Origin of the sequence: Micromonospora sp. WMMD1120 (assembly GCF_029626235.1) — a bacterium.
Lineage (GTDB): Bacteria > Actinomycetota > Actinomycetes > Mycobacteriales > Micromonosporaceae > Micromonospora.
Genome location: NZ_JARUBO010000005.1, coordinates 5,514,819 through 5,531,345, shown reverse-complemented (window position 1 = coordinate 5,531,345; position 16,527 = coordinate 5,514,819). Strand labels below are relative to the sequence as shown.

Sequence of the window (16,527 nt, the reverse complement as noted above, 5' to 3'; positions counted from 1 at the left end):
GCTCACTCCGGCGGCACCAACGCCGCCAGCGCCCGGTTGGTCCGGTTGGCCCGGACCGCGTCGCGCTGCTGCCCAGCCGTCACCTCGATGTACGTCTGCGACGACGCCAACGACGCGTGCCCCAACAACCGCATGATCTCCGCCGCGCCCGCGCCGTCCTCCGCCAACCGGGTCGCGAAGGTGTGCCGCAACGCGTGCAACCGCGCGCCCCGCGGCACCCGGTCACCGATGCCCGCCCGCCGGTAACACGACTCGACGAGATACTGCAGCCCGCCCCGGCGCAGCGGCTCTCCACGCCGATCCACCAGCAGCGGCGAGTCGGGACGTACCGACCGGGAACCGAAGCGGCGCGCCCGACTGTCCAGGTAGTCCACCAGCACCCGGTCCAGATCCGCCTCGATCGGCACCACCCGCGGCCGACCGCCCTTGCCGGCCACCTCGAGCCGCCGCTCACCGGGCCGACCGCCGAGCGAGTCGACCCGCAACGCCAGCAACTCCGACAGCCGCAGACCGGCGCAGAGCGCCACCGCCACCACCGCCACATCCCGCTCCGGCCAGGGGTCCCGCTGCCGGCCCTCGTTGCGGGCGACCGACGCGAGCAGCACCTCCGGAGTGTCCGCGCCGCGCAGGGGTTTCGGCTGGGGGAGCAGCGCCCGGGGACGCCCGACGGCCGGCATCGGGTTGCCGGCCACGATCCCGTCGGCCACCAGGAACGTGAAGAAGCTGTTCCAGGTCGACCAGGCCCGGTGCACCGACGCGGGCGCGCGGGGAGCGGCGAAGCGGGCGAACGCCGCCCGCATCACCCGGGGGGAGAGGTGAGTGATCAACAGCTCGTCGAGGGGGAGGGGAGTGGCGGGGTCATCCGCGACCAGGGCCGCCACCGCGCGCAGATCCCTGCGGTACGCCGCCAGGGTGTGCGGGGAGGGCTTGCGCGTGGCCCGAGCGGTCAGGAACTCCTCAATCAACACGCCCACCGATTCGTCCCTTTTGTCATGCATAAGGGATATTATGCAGCATTTTCGGGTTTCGCGGAAGTGGGGGAAGAGGGGGAGACGAGGCGGTACCGCTGGTCGACGCGCCCGTCGGCCGGCGGTGCCGGGCACGCGACGGCAGACGTCACCGACGTGACCGTCGGAGGCCAGGCAGCCGGACGCGCCGACCAGCGGCGCAACCAGACGCCGTCGCTGTTGTCGGCGTCGCGAGATCTTGGACAGTTTCCGTTAGCGAAAAACGGAAACTGTCCAAGATTGACATGGCGGTGCACGTGCCAGTTTCCTGGAGCGGACGGCGCTGGCCGGCAGGCACGTATCGTGCGGGACGTGAGACAGCCCTGTCCCGAGTGCGGTCGACGCGGCATGCCCCTCGAATACCGGGACGGGCAGCAATCCACGTCCTGGTGCCCCGAAGGTCATCGGTGGCCGCGGGCCGACCGGCCGGCCCGCGTACCGGAGGCGTCCCCGGCCACCGCGCCCGGTCGGGGCGAGGAGGAGTCGACGTCCACGAACGTCACCAAGGACGGGCGAACCTGGCGGGTCGGCGCCCAGGGCGACGTCGCTTGGATCACCGGGCGGACCACACCAAGCTTCTCGGTCACCGCCGCCATCCCGCCGGTGTTCGAGGCTTACGCCACCGTCCACCCGCCGGAGGGCGTCAGCCCGCACACGCACGAGCGCGCCGTCGTGCAGGCCCTGGTGGCGTGCACCGCCGACCAGCCCTGGTGGCTGGGTTATCTGGACACCGGCGCGCACGACGTAGTCTTTCCGCGCGCTCCGCGGGTGTTCCTCTACGCGGACTGGCCGTACGTGCTGGTCCTGGCCGGCCCACAGCAGGCGCTGACCTGGAGGACCGGGCACATGCGCGGCGAGGGCGCGCTGCCGGATCTGTTCTTCCCGGTCGATCGCACCTGGCTCGTCTCCGCGCTCTGGGACGACACCTGGACCGACATCGGCGCGAGCGCCGCCGTGGTGGCGCGTCTGCGGCGCAACCCGCTGGTGAACGCACGCCCCGTCGCACCGGACGAGGACGCCTGCCCACCCGGGCTGACCCGGGACTGACCACTGTCGAGGGGACCGTCAGATCACACTACTTTACATAATGTGCATTATCGAATCGGTGCCACGGCGGTCGCGGCGCCATCGCCCGGGTTTTCTCGGAGCGTGCTGCCGGGTTTTCTCGGAGCGTGCTGCCGCGTTGGTGAGCGGCACGGGCGTGCAGCTGCACTCCCAATCGCCTCAAGGCGCGCACCGTCGCGCGGCCGGCGGCGACGCGTCGGCGTATCGCAGGTGGGCGATCACGTCTGTCGGGGCGCTGACCACTGCTCCTTTGGTGGCGAAGTGACCAACTCCGCTCTCCTGTCCCGTGCCGCTGACAAATGCTGAGTCACACGGGTGACGTGCGGAACATCGACCCACACACCTGGACCGGTATACCCCCCAGGGGTATGTTGAAGGTGAGGAGGCGATGAGGATGTCGCACGACGAGCACCACCAGATGCCGACCCCGGGTGAGACCGTGGACCGACACAGCGGCCACGCCGGGCACGGCGGGCATGACAAGCACGCCGGTCACGATCCAGAGATGTTCCGCCGCAAGTTCTGGCTGAGCCTGGCCCTGACGGTGCCGATCGTGGTCACGAGCCACATGGTGAAGGACTGGTTCGGCTACCGGCTGGACTTCCCGGGCGTCGACTGGGTGGGCCCGGTGCTGGGCACTGTGGTGTTCGTCTACGGCGGGTGGCCGTTCCTGCAGGGCGCGGTGCGGGAGGTCCGTGACCGGGCGCCGGGGATGATGCTGCTGATCGCGATGGCCATCACCGTCGCGTACGTGGCCTCGGCGGCGACCGCCCTGGGCGTGTTCGACCTGGACTTCTGGTGGGAGCTGGCGGCTCTGGTCACGATCATGTTGCTGGGGCACTGGCAGGAGATGAAGGCCATTGGTCAGGCCCAGGGCGCCCTGTCGGCTCTGGCCGCGCTGCTGCCCGACGACGCCGAACGCCTCCGCGGTGACGGTCAGCCCGAACGGGTGCGCGTCGGCGACCTGCGCGTCGGCGACGTCGTCCTGGTGCGCCCCGGTGGGCGGGTGCCGGCAGACGGGCGCATCACCGACGGCCGCGCTGCGTTGGACGAGTCGATGATCACCGGCGAGTCCCGGCCGGTCGGCCGCGAACGTGACGACCGGGTGGTGGCCGGCACGGTGGCCACCGACGCGGCCATCCGGGTGCGCGTCGAGGCCGTTGGTGAGGACACCGCCCTGGCCGGCATCCAACGTCTGGTCGCGCAGGCCCAGCAGTCCAGCGGCAGGGCGCAGGTCCTCGCTGACCGGTTCGCGGCCTGGCTGTTCTACATCGCCACCGTCACCGCCGCTGCGACGCTGTTGATCTGGACACTGGCCGGCAACCTCGACGAGGCCGTCGTCCGCACCGTGACGGTTCTGGTGATCGCCTGCCCGCACGCGCTGGGCCTGGCCATCCCGCTGGTGATCGCCCTGTCCACCGCCGTGGCCGCGCAGGGCGGCATCCTGGTCAAGGACCGCCTTGCCCTGGAGCGGATGCGGACCATCGACACGGTGCTGTTCGACAAGACCGGCACCCTGACCCGCGGCGAGCACGTTGTCGCCGGTGTCGCCGGCACCAAGGGCGTCAGCGAGACCGACGTACTGGCCGTCGCGGCGGCGGTGGAGGCCGACAGTGAACATCCCCTCGCGCGGGCCATCGTCACCGCCGCCGCCCAGCAGGGCATCCGACGTACGGCGACCGGCTTCCGGTCGCTGACCGGTCGGGGGGTACGCGCCGACGTCGACGGTGTCAGCTACGCCCTCGGCGGGCCCGCCCTGCTGCGCGAACTCGACGCCACGGCACCGGGCGACCTCGACGGGCACCGGGCCGAGTGGTCCCGCCGCGGTGCGGCGGTACTACACCTGCTGCGCCTCGACGGCGAGCAGGCACGCGTCATCGGCGCCCTCGCGCTCGAGGACCAGGTCCGTCCTGAGGCGCGCCAGGCGATCGCCGACCTACGTCAGCAGGGCATCCGCAAGATTGTGATGATCACCGGGGACGCCCGCCCGGTGGCCGAGGCGGTCGCCGCCGACCTCGGCTTCCGGACCGGGGAGGACGAGGTTTTCGCCGAGGTGCTTCCCGCCGACAAGGACGAGGCGGTCGGCGAGCTGCAACGCCGGGGCCTGCGGGTGGCGATGGTCGGTGACGGCGTGAACGACGCTCCCGCGCTGGCCCGCGCCAACGTCGGCATCGCCATCGGCGCGGGCACCGACGTCGCCATCGAATCCGCGGGCGTTGTGCTCGCCTCCTCGGACCCGCGCGGGGTCACAGGAGTCATCCGGCTCTCGCGCGCCTCCTACCGCAAGATGATCCAGAATCTGGCCTGGGCCGCCGGCTACAACGTCGTCGCCCTGCCCTTGGCCGCCGGGGCGCTGTCCTGGGCCGGGGTGAGCCTGAGTCCCGCGGTCGCCGCGGTGCTGATGTCCGCCTCCACCATCGTCGTCGCGATCAACGCCCAACTGCTGCGCCGCGTGCGGCTACGCCAACCGGACGGTTCAGGTCTGGACCGCGGCCTCGCCCCGAAGGACCCGGCGTCGGCCGGCTAGCGTGAGGCGCATGACCGCGCCGGCAGTGTTGGCGCGCCGCCCGGCACGCTGGCCGCGGGGTGTGTTGTCGGGCTGTCGTCGTGGCCGCTGATCGGTCGAACGCCAGGTTCATTCTCGGTTCCGCACTGGAGGCGACGGCGATGGCATCGGAGAACGATCTCGCGCGTGGGGTCGTCGTACGGACGTGCCTGCGCGACGGGCGCGGTGGGAGCCCGACGGCCGTGGTCGATGAGGGTGGCTCCCCCACGTCGGGTGTGGCGTTCACGGACGCCGATCGGCGGCGGGTGCCGGTCGGGATGGGCACCTCGCATGCCGTGTTCGTGCGGTGTGCGGCGGACGGGGTCGTGGAGCTGCGTTTCTTCACCGCCGAGGGGGAACTGCCGGCGTGTGGGCACGGGACGATGGCCGCTGTGGCGTTCCTGGCGGCGCGCCGGAGTGGGGTGGAGCACGAGTTCCGGTTGCGGGTGTCGGGGCGTACGTTCGTCGGCCGGGCGGTACGTGACGGCGACCTGATCCATGCCGCGTTCGATCCGGGGCCGGTGGCCGTACGCGAGGCCGGCGCGGTGGAGGTCGGGCTTGTCGCCGACGCGCTCGGTGTCGCCGGTGGTGGTCGTCGGGTGGGGGCGTGTGTGGCGTCGCTGGGGCGGGCGCGGATGCTGGTGCCGGTGGGGACGCCGGAGACGGTGTGGGCCCTCTCCCCCGACAGTCGGCGGCTTCGTGCGGTGTGCGACCGGTTGGGGTTGCTCGGTTGCTATGTCTACGCGGTTCCCAGCGGTTCGGGTCCGGTGGTGGCGCGGATGTTCGCGCCGTCGATCGGTGTGGTCGAGGACATCGCGAACGTGAACAGCACCGCCTGTCTGGCCGCTCGCCTGGCGGGTGCGGGCGAGGTCGGGTTGACGGTCGACATGGGAGACGCGGTGGGTGAGCCGGCGACGATCACCGCCTCGGTCCGCCAGGGCGTCGGCGGTTCGCGGGTGCTGGTCGGGGGGATGGTGACTGTCGTTCGAGGGGGTGTCGGCGCGCCGGGCGCCGGGGCTGTGCCGGATTGACAGGCTCCTCTAGGCTCTTTCACGTCGGTCGATGTGAAGGGGGCGCGACGTGACAGGCCCTGTCGATGCGTCCGGTCTCGGGAAGTTGCTGTCCGACACGATGGCGGCGCTGGACGAGTTCCAGCAGGGTGCGGGTGAGCCGCCGACGGGTGCGGGCACGGCCGCCGACGGGATGGTTGTGGTGCGCACGGAGCTGCCCGGGCGGGTCACCGAGATGGTCCTCGACCCGCGGGTGATGCGGTGGAGCAGCCAGGCGCTGGCCGAGGAGGTGACCGCCGCGGTGAACGCGTCGCTGGCCGATCTTCAGGCCAACGCCGGTGTGCCGGGTGGCGGGGCGGATCTCGGTGGCCTCGGTGAGCGGTTGCGGGAGATCCAGGAGCGTACCGGTCAGCAGTTGTCGGCGTTCACCAACCAGTTGGTGCAGGCGCAGGAGATGTTGGTGCGGTGCGCGGGTGATGGCCGGTGACCGGGCCGGGCATCCAGGTGGATCCGGTGGCGTTGGCGTCGTCCGGGTCGGGTCTGGAGAAGGTCGCCGGTGATTTCGGTCAGGCGTTGGCGGCGTTCCAGCAGGAGTTGGCGGCGTTCGGGCAGCCGTGGGGTGCTGACGACATCGGGTCGTTGATCGGGGCGGCGCACGAGGCGGTCGCGGAGTTCGCGTTCGACTGTTTCGCCACGGCGGTGGAGGAGATCGGCGCGGCGGGTGTGGACCTGGGGGCGATGGCGTCGACCTACCGGGAGGTGGAGGAACGCATCCGCGGGTCGTTCGAGGCGCTTCAGCAGGGGCTGGGGGGTTGACGTGGGTCTCCAGTTGCCGGACGAGCTGCGGTCGTTGTTGGGCATTCTGGGGTTCAACTGGCCGGAGGCGGATGAGCAGAAGCTCGCCGAGATGGGTCAGGCGTGGATGTCCTTCGCGGGCACGCTCGGTTCGATCGTGGGTTCGGCCAATGCGGGCGCCACGCCGGTGTGGGCGGGCAACAGTGGTGCCGACATCACCGCTTTCCAGCAGTGGTGGGGCAACGAGGAGGGCCCGGTGGCGAGCATCCGGGACGGGGTGCCGGCGGCCACGTTGACCGGTACGGGTCTGGTCATCTGCGCCATGATCGTGTTGGCGTTGAAGATCGCGGTGATCGTCCAGTTGGTGGTCCTGGCGATCCAGATCGCGCAGGCGATAGCGACGGCGGCGGCGACGTTCGGCGCGACGCTGCTGGAGATTCCGATCTTCCACCAGTTGGCCCGCACCGTGGTGGGCAACCTCTTCCAAGAGGTGTTGTTCACGCTGCTGGAGGCGTAGCCGGTGGCGGGGCGGTCGAGCGGGAAGCTCATCTCGGCGGCCTTCCGGTACCTGAGGAAGGCGCGGCGGCGGCAGCGTCCGGGGCGGTTGGACCATGAGCGTCGTAGTCACGTGTTCCGGGGTGATGTGCGGCGGCCGGCGAACAATCCGAACAACCCGTACGGGTCGGGGTACCACTACCGTCCCGGTGGTCAGGATTTTCCCGATCGTCGGGTGGTGCCGGGTTCGGTCAACCGGCCGACGCCGGACGGTCCGTATTCCGCGCGTCCGGAATACTTCGACCCGGTCACCAATCGGTGGGTGCCCAAGAGTGGTAACCAGGGGGTGAGCACGTTCTTTCCTGATCACTGGACGCCGGCGCAGGTGGACGCGGCCATCCCGACGGCGTTTCAGCGGGCTACCGCCATTCCGGGCACGAACATGTGGGAAGGCGTCTACCGGGGTGTGCGGATCGAGGGCTGGTATGGTCCCAACGGCACTCTGGGCAACGGCTGGCCGACGCTCTGACGGAGATTTTCTTGCCTCTCATCAGGTTCTTCCTCGCCGACAGCGGTGGCGTGCGGTTCGACATCGATCCGGCTCGCTACGACCGTTACCGTCCGCTGGGCGCGTGGGCGATGAGTGAGCTCGGTAAGCATCTCGGGGTCGTGCTCGACGGGTTGGCGATGGTGGACGACGCCGCGGCGGGTCGGCCGGTGCAGCCGTGGACGAGCGGGAGTTACGACGTGGTCGTCGACGGGTCGGGCATCCGGTTCCGCAACCACTTCGCCGACAGCGAGCAGGGGGCGTATTCGCTCGACGAGCTGCGGCAGGTGTTGGAGGACTACTGGGGGTTCCTGGCCGCGATTCCGGAGGCGCCGGGGGCGTACCGGGAGTATTCGCCGGAGTTGCCGTTGCCGGAGGCTGAGGTGCTGCTCTGGGAGAAGGTGTGGGGTCGGGCGCATCCGTACCGGGGGCGGCTGTTCTGATTCGCCGGTGCGGGCGGCGGCGTTGCCCGCGTCACACCCGGGCCGGCGGTTGTGGGCGCGGTCGCTGTCGCCGACCTCACGTGCGCCGTTCGCGGGGAATGCCCGTGACGGGTCGGATGGTTCTCCGTTCGGAAGATCAGGATCATGATCGAATGGAAGTGCCATGCACAAGCGCTCAGATGCGGTGGTGCTGTTCGGTGTCACCGGTGACCTCGTGTCGAAGAAGCTGTTTCCGGCGCTGTACGAGTTGACCCGGCGTGATCGCCTCGATGTTCCGGTTGTCGGTGTGGCCCGCTCCCCCTGGGATGATCAGCAGTTGGTCACGACCGCCCGTAAGTCGGTCGCCGAGGCCACCGACGAGATCGACGACGAGGTCTTCGACCGGTTGGCGGGCAACCTTGTGATGATCTCCGGTGACTACGCGGACCGGGCCACGTACGAGCGGCTGGCGGAGCGTCTGCGGGGTGCCGAGCGGCCGTTGTTCTATCTGGCGATTCCTCCGGCGGTGTTCGCCTCGGTCGTCGCGGGGCTCGCGGCCGTGGGTCTGGCGGACCGGGGTCGGGTGGTCGTGGAGAAGCCGTTCGGGCGTGACCTGGAGTCGTCGCGGGAGTTGGACCGCACGCTGCGGGCGGCGTTCGCGCCGGAGCGGGTGTTCCGCATCGACCACTACCTCGGCAAGGAGGCGGTGGAGGGTCTGTACGCCTTCCGGTTCGCCAACCGGTTGTTCGAGCCGCTGTGGAACAACGAGCACATCGACAACATCCAGGTGACCCTCGCCGAGGGGTTCGGCACGCAGGGCCGCGCCGGGTTCTACGACACGGTGGGCGCGACCCGTGACGTGTTGCAGAACCACATCCTCCAGGTGGTCGCGTTGATCGCGATGGAGGCGCCCGCCGGGGACGACACCACCGCGTTCCGGGAGGCGGAGGTCGCGGTGTTGCGGCAGGTCGCGCCGTTGTCGCCGAAGTCGACGGTGCGGGGGCAGTACGCGGGTTACCGGGACGAGCCGGGGGTGGCGCCGGACTCGAACACGGAGACGTTCGTGGCGACCCGGTTGACGGTCGACTCACCGCGGTGGGCGGGTGTGCCGTTCTATCTGCGGACGGGTAAGTCGTTGCCGGGGACGGCGACGGAGGTCGTGGTGGAGTTCAAGCAGCCGCAGCGGTCGTTGATTCCGGCGGAGCGGGGCACGGCGACGGCGGCGAACCTGCTGCGGTTCCGGCTGGGTCGTGGTGACGGCATCACGATGTCGATCCAGGCGAAGAGTCCGGGCGCCGAGGTGGCCAGCCGCCCGGTGGATCTGTCCGTCGACTTCGGCGCGGCGCTGGGTCGCCGTCAGGAGGCGTACGAGCGGTTGCTCGACGACGCGATGGACGGGCAGCACCTGCGGTTCGCGCGGGAGGAGACGATCGAGCAGGAGTGGCGTATCGTCGCGCCGATCCTGGATCTGCCGACCCCGGTGCTGTCGTACGACAGGGGTAGTTGGGGTCCGGCGGACGCCGAGGCGTTGGCGGGTGGCTGGCACGTCCCGGACCTGCGGTAGCGCGGCGGGGCGATATTCGGTGTCCGATCGCGGCGGCCGGTGGTAGACAACCTCGGTGAACGAGGCTCTGGCGTTTCCTGATCTCCTACGACTGATCGACGAACGGTCGGCCGCGTTCAGGGCCGCGGTCGCCGGCGCGCCCGACCTGGGCGTGCGGGTGCCGACGTGTCCCGAGTGGACGTTGTGGGACCTGGTGCGGCATCTGGGTGACGGGCGTCGGTCGTGGGCCGCCACCGTCGCCGCGGGGCCGGACGTCCCGGGTCGGCTCCCGTCGCCGGGTCCGGCCGCGCCCGAGGAGCGCGCGGCGTTGTCGGCCTGGTTGGCGGAGTCGACGCGGTTGCTGCTGGACGCGGTGCGCGAGGCCGGCCCGGATCGTGGGTGCTGGACGTGGTGGGGTGCGTCGCAGTCGCCGCGGACCTGCGGCGCGGTGGCGCGGCACCAGCTCCAGGAGATCTCGGTGCACACGTACGACGCGCAGCTGGCGGTGGGTGACGGGCAGCCGCTGCCGGCGGTGGTGGCGCTCGACGGTGTGGAGGATTTTGTGTTCACCGTCTGCGCGACGACCGGGGCGTGGCCGCACGAGCCGGCGGTCGTCGACTACCACGCCACCGAGGGGCGGTCCTGGCGGGTGTGGTTGTCCGGTGACGGTGCGCGGGCCGCCCGTCTGGCCGGGTCGGATACCGCAGCGGACGTGTCCGCCCGGGGTACGGCCAGTGAGCTGGTGCTGGCGTTGTACGGCCGTCGTCCGATGGAGTCGGTGGATGTGGCCGGGGATCGGCGGATCTTCGACCGGCTCTTCGCCTGGGAGCCGGAGGTGTAGGACGCCGCCGGTTGCTGAGTGACCGCTCAGCTCACGGTGGGGACCGCCGGGCGCTGGTGAGGTTTGCGGCATGCCAGCGGTGTGGGCACGTTGTGCGCGACGTTTCTCGTCCTCGTCGGAGAGGAAGCAGCGCATGCTGTCCGCACTCGATCGTCGCCACACCGTCGCACCACCGGGCTACAGCCGGTGGCTCATTCCCCCGGCGGCGTTGGCCATCCACCTGTGCATCGGCCAGGTGTACGCCACAAGCGTCTACAAGAACTCGCTGATCGCCCACTTCGACAGCGGTCAGACCGCGATCGGGGTGATCTTCAGTATCGCGATCGTGATGCTGGGGTTGTCCGCGGCGGTGGCCGGGACCTGGGTGGAGGCGAACGGGCCGCGTAAGGCGATGTTCGTGTCCGCGTGTTTCTGGTCGGTGGGTTTCCTGGTGGGGGCGCTGGGCATCGCCACCAGGCAGCTGTGGTTGCTGTATCTGGGCTACGGGCTGCTCGGCGGGATCGGCCTGGGCATCGGCTACATCTCCCCCGTCTCGACACTGATCAAGTGGTTCCCGGACCGGCCGGGTCTGGCCACCGGGTTGGCGATCATGGGGTTCGGTGGTGGGGCGATGGTCGCCTCTCCCCTGTCGCGGCAGGTGTTGTCGTTCTACGACAGTGGATACGACCCGTCCGACGCGGCCTCGACGGCGTCGGGCAGCGCCCTGGTGTGGTTGTTCGTGACGCTCGGCCTGGGCTACTTCGTGGTCATGATGTTCGGGGTGGCGAACGTGCGGGTGCCGGCGGACGATTGGCGGCCGGCCGGGTTCGACCCGGCGAGCGTCGCGGCGAAGCCGCTGGTCACCACGGCGAACGTGTCGGCGGCGAACGCGGTGAGGACCCGGTCGTTCTGGCTGCTGTGGGTGGTGTTGTTCTGCAACGTGACGGCCGGCATCGGCATCCTGGAGCAGGCCAGCCCCATGATCCAGGACTTCTTCCGGGACAACGGCTCGTCGGCGGTGACCGTCGCGGCGGCCGGCGGGTTCGTGGGTCTGCTGTCGCTGTTCAACATGGCGGGCCGGTTCGTGTGGTCGTCCACCTCGGACGTCATCGGCCGCAAGCCGATCTACCTGGTGTACCTGGGCGTGGGCATGGTGCTGTACGCGTTGCTGGCGCTGGTCGGGCAGAGCGCGACGGCGCTGTTCGTGCTGCTGGCGTGTGTGATCCTGTCGTTCTACGGCGGTGGGTTCGCGACAGTGCCGGCGTACCTGCGGGACCTGTTCGGCACCTTCCAGGTGGGGGCGATCCACGGTCGGCTGCTGACCGCCTGGTCGGCGGCGGGGGTGGCGGGTCCGCTGATCGTGAACGGGTTCCTCGACGCCCAGGGCAGGCCGGGCACGTTGACGGCGGCGGCGTACCGGCCGGCGCTGTTCACCATGGTGGGGGTCCTGGCGGTGGGCTTCGTGGCGAATCTGCTGGTGCGACCGGTGCCGCGGCGGTACCACGAGCCGCCGGCGCAGGACGTGGACGAGATCACGGCGACGGAGCGGAGTGGTACGCGATGAACGACGACGGTCGTGGCGGGCAGCAGGCCCGGTTGGTGGTGTCCTGGCTGGTGGTCGCGGTGCTGCTCGGCTACGGGGTGGCGCAGACGGTGATCACCGCGGCGAAGCTGTTCACGCACTGACAGCGGTGGGCCGGGACGCGGGCCGCGTCCCGGCTCACAGGGCGCCGGAGACCCGCAGCACGGCACCGGCGGCGTACGAGGCTTCCGGGCTGAGCAGCCACGCGATGGCGGCGGCGATCTCGTCGGGTTCGCCGGCACGGCCCAGCGGGACCCGGTGGGCGGCGCTGTCGGGGCGGTCGGGTACGCCGGAGTCGGCGTGGATGTCGGTGCGCACCAGGCCGGGGGCGACGGCGTTGACCCGGATGCCACGCGGGGCGAGTTCCTTGGCCAGACCGACGGTGAGCGTGTCGGTGGCGGCCTTCACGGCGGCGTAGTGCACGTACTCCCCCGGGCTGCCGAGGGTCGCCGCCGCCGAGGAGACGTTGACGATCGCGCCGCCGTCGGTGAGCCGGCGGGCGGCCTGCTGGGCGCAGAGGACGTACCCGATGAGGTTGACGTCGACGACCCGGCGCAGGTCCTCGACGCGCAGTTCGGTGAACGGGCCGATGAGGCTGGTGACGCCGGCGTTGTTGACCAGGCCGGTGAGGGGGCCCAGCCGTGCGGCGGCGTCGAACAGGTCGCGGACCTGGTCGGGGTCGGTGGTGTCGGCGCGTACCGCGATGGCCTGGGCGCCGGTGGCGCGCAGGTCGGCCAGGACGGCGGCGGCCGCGGCGTCGTCGCGGCGGTAGCACAGGGCGATGTGGTGGCCGGCCGCGGCGAGCCGGCGGGCGGTGGCCGCGCCGATGCCCCGGCCGCCGCCGGTGATCACGGTGACGGGTGCCATGGGCGCCTCCACGGGATGTCGGTGGGGTGGCGCCGACGCTACCGTGACCGGCGCGGGCACGTCGTCGTAAGGAGGGTCACACGCGGCGGGGACGGGCCGCGACGGTGGCCGACGAGGTGTGGGCGACGTGGGGGTGATCGCTTACGCTCACCGCGCGATCGACGACAGTGGAGGTGCGCGGTGGCGGGTGTCGGTGTGGGCGACGTGGTGCGGGACTTCGAGTTGCCGGACGAGACGGGCACGCCGCGGCGGCTGTCGGAGTTCCTGGCGGCCGGGCCGGTGGTGCTGTTCTTCTACCCGGCGGCGATGACGCGCGGGTGCACGGCGGAGAGTTGCCACTTCCGGGACCTCGCCGCGGAGTTCGCGGCGGTGGGCGCGTCGCGGGTGGGCGTCAGCCGCGACCCGGTCGCGAAGCAGGCGGAGTTCGCGCGGGTCAACGGCTTCGACTATCCGCTGCTGTCGGACGAGGCCGGCACTGTCGCGCAGCAGTTCGGGGTGAAGCGGCGGGTGCCGCTGGGACCGCTGAGCATGAGGCGGATGACGTTCGTCATCGGCACCGACTCGCGGGTCGTCGACGTGATCCACAGCGAGGTCAGCATGAACGAGCACGCGGACCGGGCGCTGCGGGCGTTGGGCGGCTGAGCCCCGTGCGGCGGGTGTCGCAGCGGGCTGGTATCAAGACAGCAATCAAACAGGTGTACGGAAGAGGGTTGTGATGGATGCCGGCCAGGGTTTGTCCACTGACGAGGTGCGCAGCATCCGGGAGGCGTTGGCGGCCGGCCGTAAGCCGAGGGTGGTGTTCACCGCGTCGGCGGGGCAGATCGCCGGTCAGGTCGGCCAGGTGGTCGAGTTGACCGATCCGGACGTGTCCGACGAGTTCGTCGTGGTGCGGTTCGGCCGTGACGAGTTGCCGTTCTCCCCCGCCGACCTGGCGGTCGCGCCCAAGGGCGCCAGCCGGCGGGCGGCGGAGCCGAAACCGGAGCCGGAGCCGGAGGCGCCCGCGGTCGCCGCGCCGGAGTTCGTGTTGGACACGCCGCGGGTGCCCGCGCAGCGACAGGAGGAACCGAAGGTGGAGCAGGCCGAGAAGCCGCCGGCGCGACGGGCGGTCAAGGCCGCCAAGCCCAAGGGGCCCGCCGGCCTCACGGTGACCCTGGCGTACGCCGACGGCGAGTGGACGGTCGCCGCGCAGCAGGGCAGCAAGGCCCTCGCCAAGCCGTACGTGGTGAAGCCGGCCGAGGCGTTGAAGATGGTGGCGCTGGTGGACGTGCCGGGTGTGCAGGAGGCGGTGGAGCAGATCCTGGGCGCCGAGCGGGCCGAGGCGGAGCAGCAGGCGGAGAAGCTGCGCGCGGAGTTGGCCGAGATCGAGGCCCGGTTGGCGGAGCTGCGCGAAGCGAGTTGAGCGCTGGTCGCGGCGGGCCTGTCTCCCGGGTGGGGCGGGCCCGCCGCGGCGGTGTCGGGGTCAGTGGCCGCCGTGGGCTCGACGAGTCGGGCTGGCTGGGCGTCGGGTGAACCGGCAGCGCCCGGGGCGCTGGCCGGGGACCGTCAGAAGTAGTCGAGCAGTTGGGCCGGGCCGCCGGCGCCCAACAGGTCCAGGGCGTCCGGCTCGACACCCGCGGCGTGCAGCAGGCCGGCCTGCGCGACCGAGCGGGCACGCGCCGCCCCGGCGTAGAGCAGCGCGAACCCCCGCACGTCCAGCCGCAGGTCCGCCTCGCCGTCGATCCGGGTCAGCTCGGCCTCGCCGTCGGCGACCGCCAGGCGCCAGGCGCCGGTGTTCCACCCGGCGAGCGGGTCGGTGAGGTGGAGGTCGACAGCGCCCCGGACACCGGCGGGCCACCCACGCTCGCGCACCGCCCGTACGACGTCGACAGGGCGGTGCATCCACAGGTCCCGTTCGTGGTCGCGGGCGGCCTCCAGCGGCAGGACCGTGCTGACGGCGTCGCCGTCGAGCGGACACAGTCGCAGCGTCGGCGCGACGCTGGCCCAACTGCCGAGCACCCCGACGATCTCGCGGGCCGCGTCGGCGGTGGTCGCCAGGGCCTCGTCGACGGTGAGCACCGAGTCCGCGCCGTAGCCCCGGCCGCGCTGCCAGACGGCGTAGCCGACCAGGTCGCCGTCGTCCTCGACGAGGGTGAGCCCGTCACCGGGCAGCTTTGGCTCGGCGGCGTAGAAGTCGAACAACGCGCCCCTGCGGGTCAACATCCCGTTGCGGTGGCGGGCGACCCGCTCGTAGAGGGCGGTGACGGTGTCCAGGTCGGCGGTCGTGCCGGCGCGGACGGTCAGGTGCGACGCGGGGCGGTGCCGGGGCAGCGCGGCGGTGGCCAGGTCGACGGTGCGCAGCACGCCGCCGGTCTCCCAGCCGCAGGCGCGGTACGGGGCGGCGACTGTCGGGTACAGGGCGCTGACCGCCGCGCCGCGCTCGTGGGCCCCGGCCAGCAGGGCGGTGAGCAGGGCGCGGGCGACACCCCTGCCCCGTGACTCGGGGGCGACCGCCACCCCGGCGACGTCGGCGGCCGCCACGGCCCGCCCGGACCACCACTGGTCGTGGTGCAGGTCGACGGCCTTGCCGACGAGCCGACCGGCGTCGTCGAACGCGCCGTAGCGGGTCATCCCGGGCACCGGGCTGGTCGCGTGCGCCGGTCGTTGCGGGTCGGAGCCGAAGGCGAACCGGCCCAGCTCCCAGGCGGCGTCGAGGTCGTCGGTGGTGAGTTCACGCACGTGCATCGCCACACCGTAGCGACACCCCCCGTCGATCTTGCAGCTTTATTCGTCGAGACGCCCGCAGTGCGGCTTATGTCGGGACAGTTCGTGCAAGATCGAGGGTCAGTGCTGCGGGATGTTGGCGACGCCGATGCGCTTGCGGAACACCCAGTACGTCCAGCCCTGGTAGGCCAGCACCACCGGGGTGAAGATCACCGCCACCCAGGTCATGATCTTCAGGGTGTACGGGGTGGAGGCGGCGTTGGTGGCGGTCAGCGTCCCCGCCACGTCCAGGGTGGACGGCAGCACGTTCGGGAACAGCGCCGCGAACAGGGTCGCCACCGCCAGGCCTATCGCGGCGGCGGTGCCGGTGAACGCCCAGCCCTCCCGGCGTACCCGGGCGGCGGCCAGCGCGCCGAGCAGGGCGACGGCCGCGCCCACGGCGAGCACGACGGCGGCCGCGCTGGAGCGGATGCTCAGCGTCCAGGCCAGGAACCCGACGGCGAGCACGGCGGCGGCCACGCCCAGGCGCACCGCCAGGGCGCCCGCGCGCTCGCGGACGTCGCCGGTGGTCTTCAGGGCCAGGAACACCGCGCCGTGGGTGGCGAACAGGGCCAGCGTGGTCACGCCGCCGAGCAGCGCGTACGGGTTGAGCAGGTCCAGCAGGCCGCCGACATACTCGTGGTCGGCGTCCAGCGGCACCCCGCGCAGGATGTTGGCGAAGGCGACACCCCACAGGATCGCCGGCAGCACCGAGCCGACCACGATCGCGGTGTCCCAGCGGCGCTTCCAGGACGCCTCGGGGCGCTTGTGCCGGTACTCGAACGCGACGCCCCGGGCGATCAGGGCCAGCAGGATCAGCAGCAGCGGCAGGTAGAAGCCGGAGAAGAGGGTGGCGTACCACTCGGGGAACGCGGCGAACATCGCGCCGCCGGCGGTGATCAGCCAGACCTCGTTGCCGTCCCAGACCGGGCCGATGGTGTTGATCAGGACGCGGCGTTCCCGGTCGTCGCGGCCGAGCACGGGCAGCAGCATGCCGACGCCGAAGTCGAAGCCCTCCAGGATGAAGTAGCCGGTGAACAGCACGGCGACGAGGAGAAACCAGATGGTGGTCAGGTCCACGATGGGCTCC

At 71.4% G+C, this 16,527-nt stretch carries 18 protein-coding genes; 14 read left to right on the top strand and 4 right to left on the bottom strand.

Annotated features, from left to right (window positions below; translation table 11 throughout):
* Nucleotides 1–2: 2 nt before the first annotated feature.
* Entirely contained in the window at nucleotides 3–998 is a 996-nt protein-coding gene (locus O7634_RS25570; RefSeq protein ID WP_278152670.1) for a tyrosine-type recombinase/integrase, read from the bottom strand.
* A 321-nt stretch (nucleotides 999–1,319) separates the two neighbouring features.
* Between O7634_RS25570 and O7634_RS25565 the strand changes: the two genes are divergently transcribed.
* The 12 genes from O7634_RS25565 to O7634_RS25510 all read left to right on the top strand — a co-directional run bounded on the left by O7634_RS25565 (nucleotide 1,320) and on the right by O7634_RS25510 (nucleotide 11,935).
* The gene (locus O7634_RS25565) at nucleotides 1,320–2,054 is read left to right on the top strand and encodes a hypothetical protein (RefSeq protein WP_278152669.1); all 735 of its coding nucleotides are present in this window, start codon (nucleotides 1,320–1,322) and stop codon (nucleotides 2,052–2,054) included.
* A 436-nt stretch (nucleotides 2,055–2,490) separates the two neighbouring features.
* Nucleotides 2,491–4,599, top strand: a complete 2,109-nt coding sequence (locus O7634_RS25560; RefSeq protein WP_278154078.1) for a heavy metal translocating P-type ATPase — start codon at nucleotides 2,491–2,493, stop codon at nucleotides 4,597–4,599.
* 140 nt (nucleotides 4,600–4,739) lie between these two features.
* A complete protein-coding gene (locus O7634_RS25555; protein ID WP_278152668.1) occupies nucleotides 4,740–5,648 on the top strand; it encodes a PhzF family phenazine biosynthesis protein in 909 nt (302 codons plus the stop codon).
* Between the two features lie 49 nt (nucleotides 5,649–5,697).
* Nucleotides 5,698–6,114 carry a YbaB/EbfC family DNA-binding protein gene (locus O7634_RS25550; protein ID WP_278152667.1) on the top strand — a complete coding sequence of 139 codons (417 nt, stop codon included), beginning with the start codon at nucleotides 5,698–5,700 and terminating at the stop codon, nucleotides 6,112–6,114.
* The gene (locus O7634_RS25545; RefSeq protein WP_278152666.1) at nucleotides 6,111–6,443 is read left to right on the top strand and encodes a hypothetical protein; all 333 of its coding nucleotides are present in this window, start codon (nucleotides 6,111–6,113) and stop codon (nucleotides 6,441–6,443) included. The genes O7634_RS25550 and O7634_RS25545 overlap by 4 nt, the downstream gene beginning before the upstream one ends.
* 1 nt (nucleotide 6,444) lies before the next feature.
* On the top strand, nucleotides 6,445–6,939 hold the full coding sequence (locus O7634_RS25540) for a hypothetical protein (RefSeq protein ID WP_278152665.1): 495 nt from the start codon (nucleotides 6,445–6,447) through the stop codon (nucleotides 6,937–6,939).
* A gap of 3 nt (nucleotides 6,940–6,942) precedes the next feature.
* A complete protein-coding gene (locus O7634_RS25535) occupies nucleotides 6,943–7,446 on the top strand; it encodes an EndoU domain-containing protein (RefSeq protein WP_278152664.1) in 504 nt (167 codons plus the stop codon).
* Nucleotides 7,447–7,457: 11 nt separating this feature from the next.
* A complete protein-coding gene (locus O7634_RS25530; RefSeq protein ID WP_278152663.1) occupies nucleotides 7,458–7,907 on the top strand; it encodes a hypothetical protein in 450 nt (149 codons plus the stop codon).
* A 163-nt stretch (nucleotides 7,908–8,070) separates the two neighbouring features.
* The gene (gene zwf, locus O7634_RS25525; protein WP_278152662.1) at nucleotides 8,071–9,450 is read left to right on the top strand and encodes a glucose-6-phosphate dehydrogenase; all 1,380 of its coding nucleotides are present in this window, start codon (nucleotides 8,071–8,073) and stop codon (nucleotides 9,448–9,450) included.
* A gap of 55 nt (nucleotides 9,451–9,505) precedes the next feature.
* Complete coding sequence (locus tag O7634_RS25520; protein WP_278152661.1) at nucleotides 9,506–10,270, top strand: maleylpyruvate isomerase family mycothiol-dependent enzyme; 765 nt, start codon at nucleotides 9,506–9,508, stop codon at nucleotides 10,268–10,270.
* A 133-nt stretch (nucleotides 10,271–10,403) separates the two neighbouring features.
* Nucleotides 10,404–11,813 carry an OFA family MFS transporter gene (locus O7634_RS25515; protein WP_278152660.1) on the top strand — a complete coding sequence of 470 codons (1,410 nt, stop codon included), beginning with the start codon at nucleotides 10,404–10,406 and terminating at the stop codon, nucleotides 11,811–11,813.
* The gene (locus O7634_RS25510; protein WP_278152659.1) at nucleotides 11,810–11,935 is read left to right on the top strand and encodes a hypothetical protein; all 126 of its coding nucleotides are present in this window, start codon (nucleotides 11,810–11,812) and stop codon (nucleotides 11,933–11,935) included. The genes O7634_RS25515 and O7634_RS25510 overlap by 4 nt, the downstream gene beginning before the upstream one ends.
* A gap of 34 nt (nucleotides 11,936–11,969) precedes the next feature.
* Here O7634_RS25510 and O7634_RS25505 read toward each other — a convergent pair whose 3' ends face one another.
* Entirely contained in the window at nucleotides 11,970–12,698 is a 729-nt protein-coding gene (locus O7634_RS25505; protein ID WP_278152658.1) for an SDR family oxidoreductase, read from the bottom strand.
* Between the two features lie 180 nt (nucleotides 12,699–12,878).
* Between O7634_RS25505 and O7634_RS25500 the strand changes: the two genes are divergently transcribed.
* Entirely contained in the window at nucleotides 12,879–13,340 is a 462-nt protein-coding gene (locus O7634_RS25500; RefSeq protein WP_278152657.1) for a peroxiredoxin, read from the top strand.
* A gap of 73 nt (nucleotides 13,341–13,413) precedes the next feature.
* Nucleotides 13,414–14,097 carry a hypothetical protein gene (locus tag O7634_RS25495; RefSeq protein ID WP_278152656.1) on the top strand — a complete coding sequence of 228 codons (684 nt, stop codon included), beginning with the start codon at nucleotides 13,414–13,416 and terminating at the stop codon, nucleotides 14,095–14,097.
* A gap of 143 nt (nucleotides 14,098–14,240) precedes the next feature.
* Here O7634_RS25495 and O7634_RS25490 read toward each other — a convergent pair whose 3' ends face one another.
* Complete coding sequence (locus tag O7634_RS25490; protein ID WP_278152655.1) at nucleotides 14,241–15,419, bottom strand: GNAT family N-acetyltransferase; 1,179 nt, start codon at nucleotides 15,417–15,419, stop codon at nucleotides 14,241–14,243.
* A gap of 99 nt (nucleotides 15,420–15,518) precedes the next feature.
* Nucleotides 15,519–16,517 (bottom strand): cytochrome d ubiquinol oxidase subunit II, encoded by a 999-nt coding sequence (gene cydB / locus O7634_RS25485; RefSeq protein ID WP_278152654.1) that lies wholly within the window; start codon nucleotides 16,515–16,517, stop codon nucleotides 15,519–15,521.
* Between the last annotated feature and the right edge of the window lie 10 nt (nucleotides 16,518–16,527).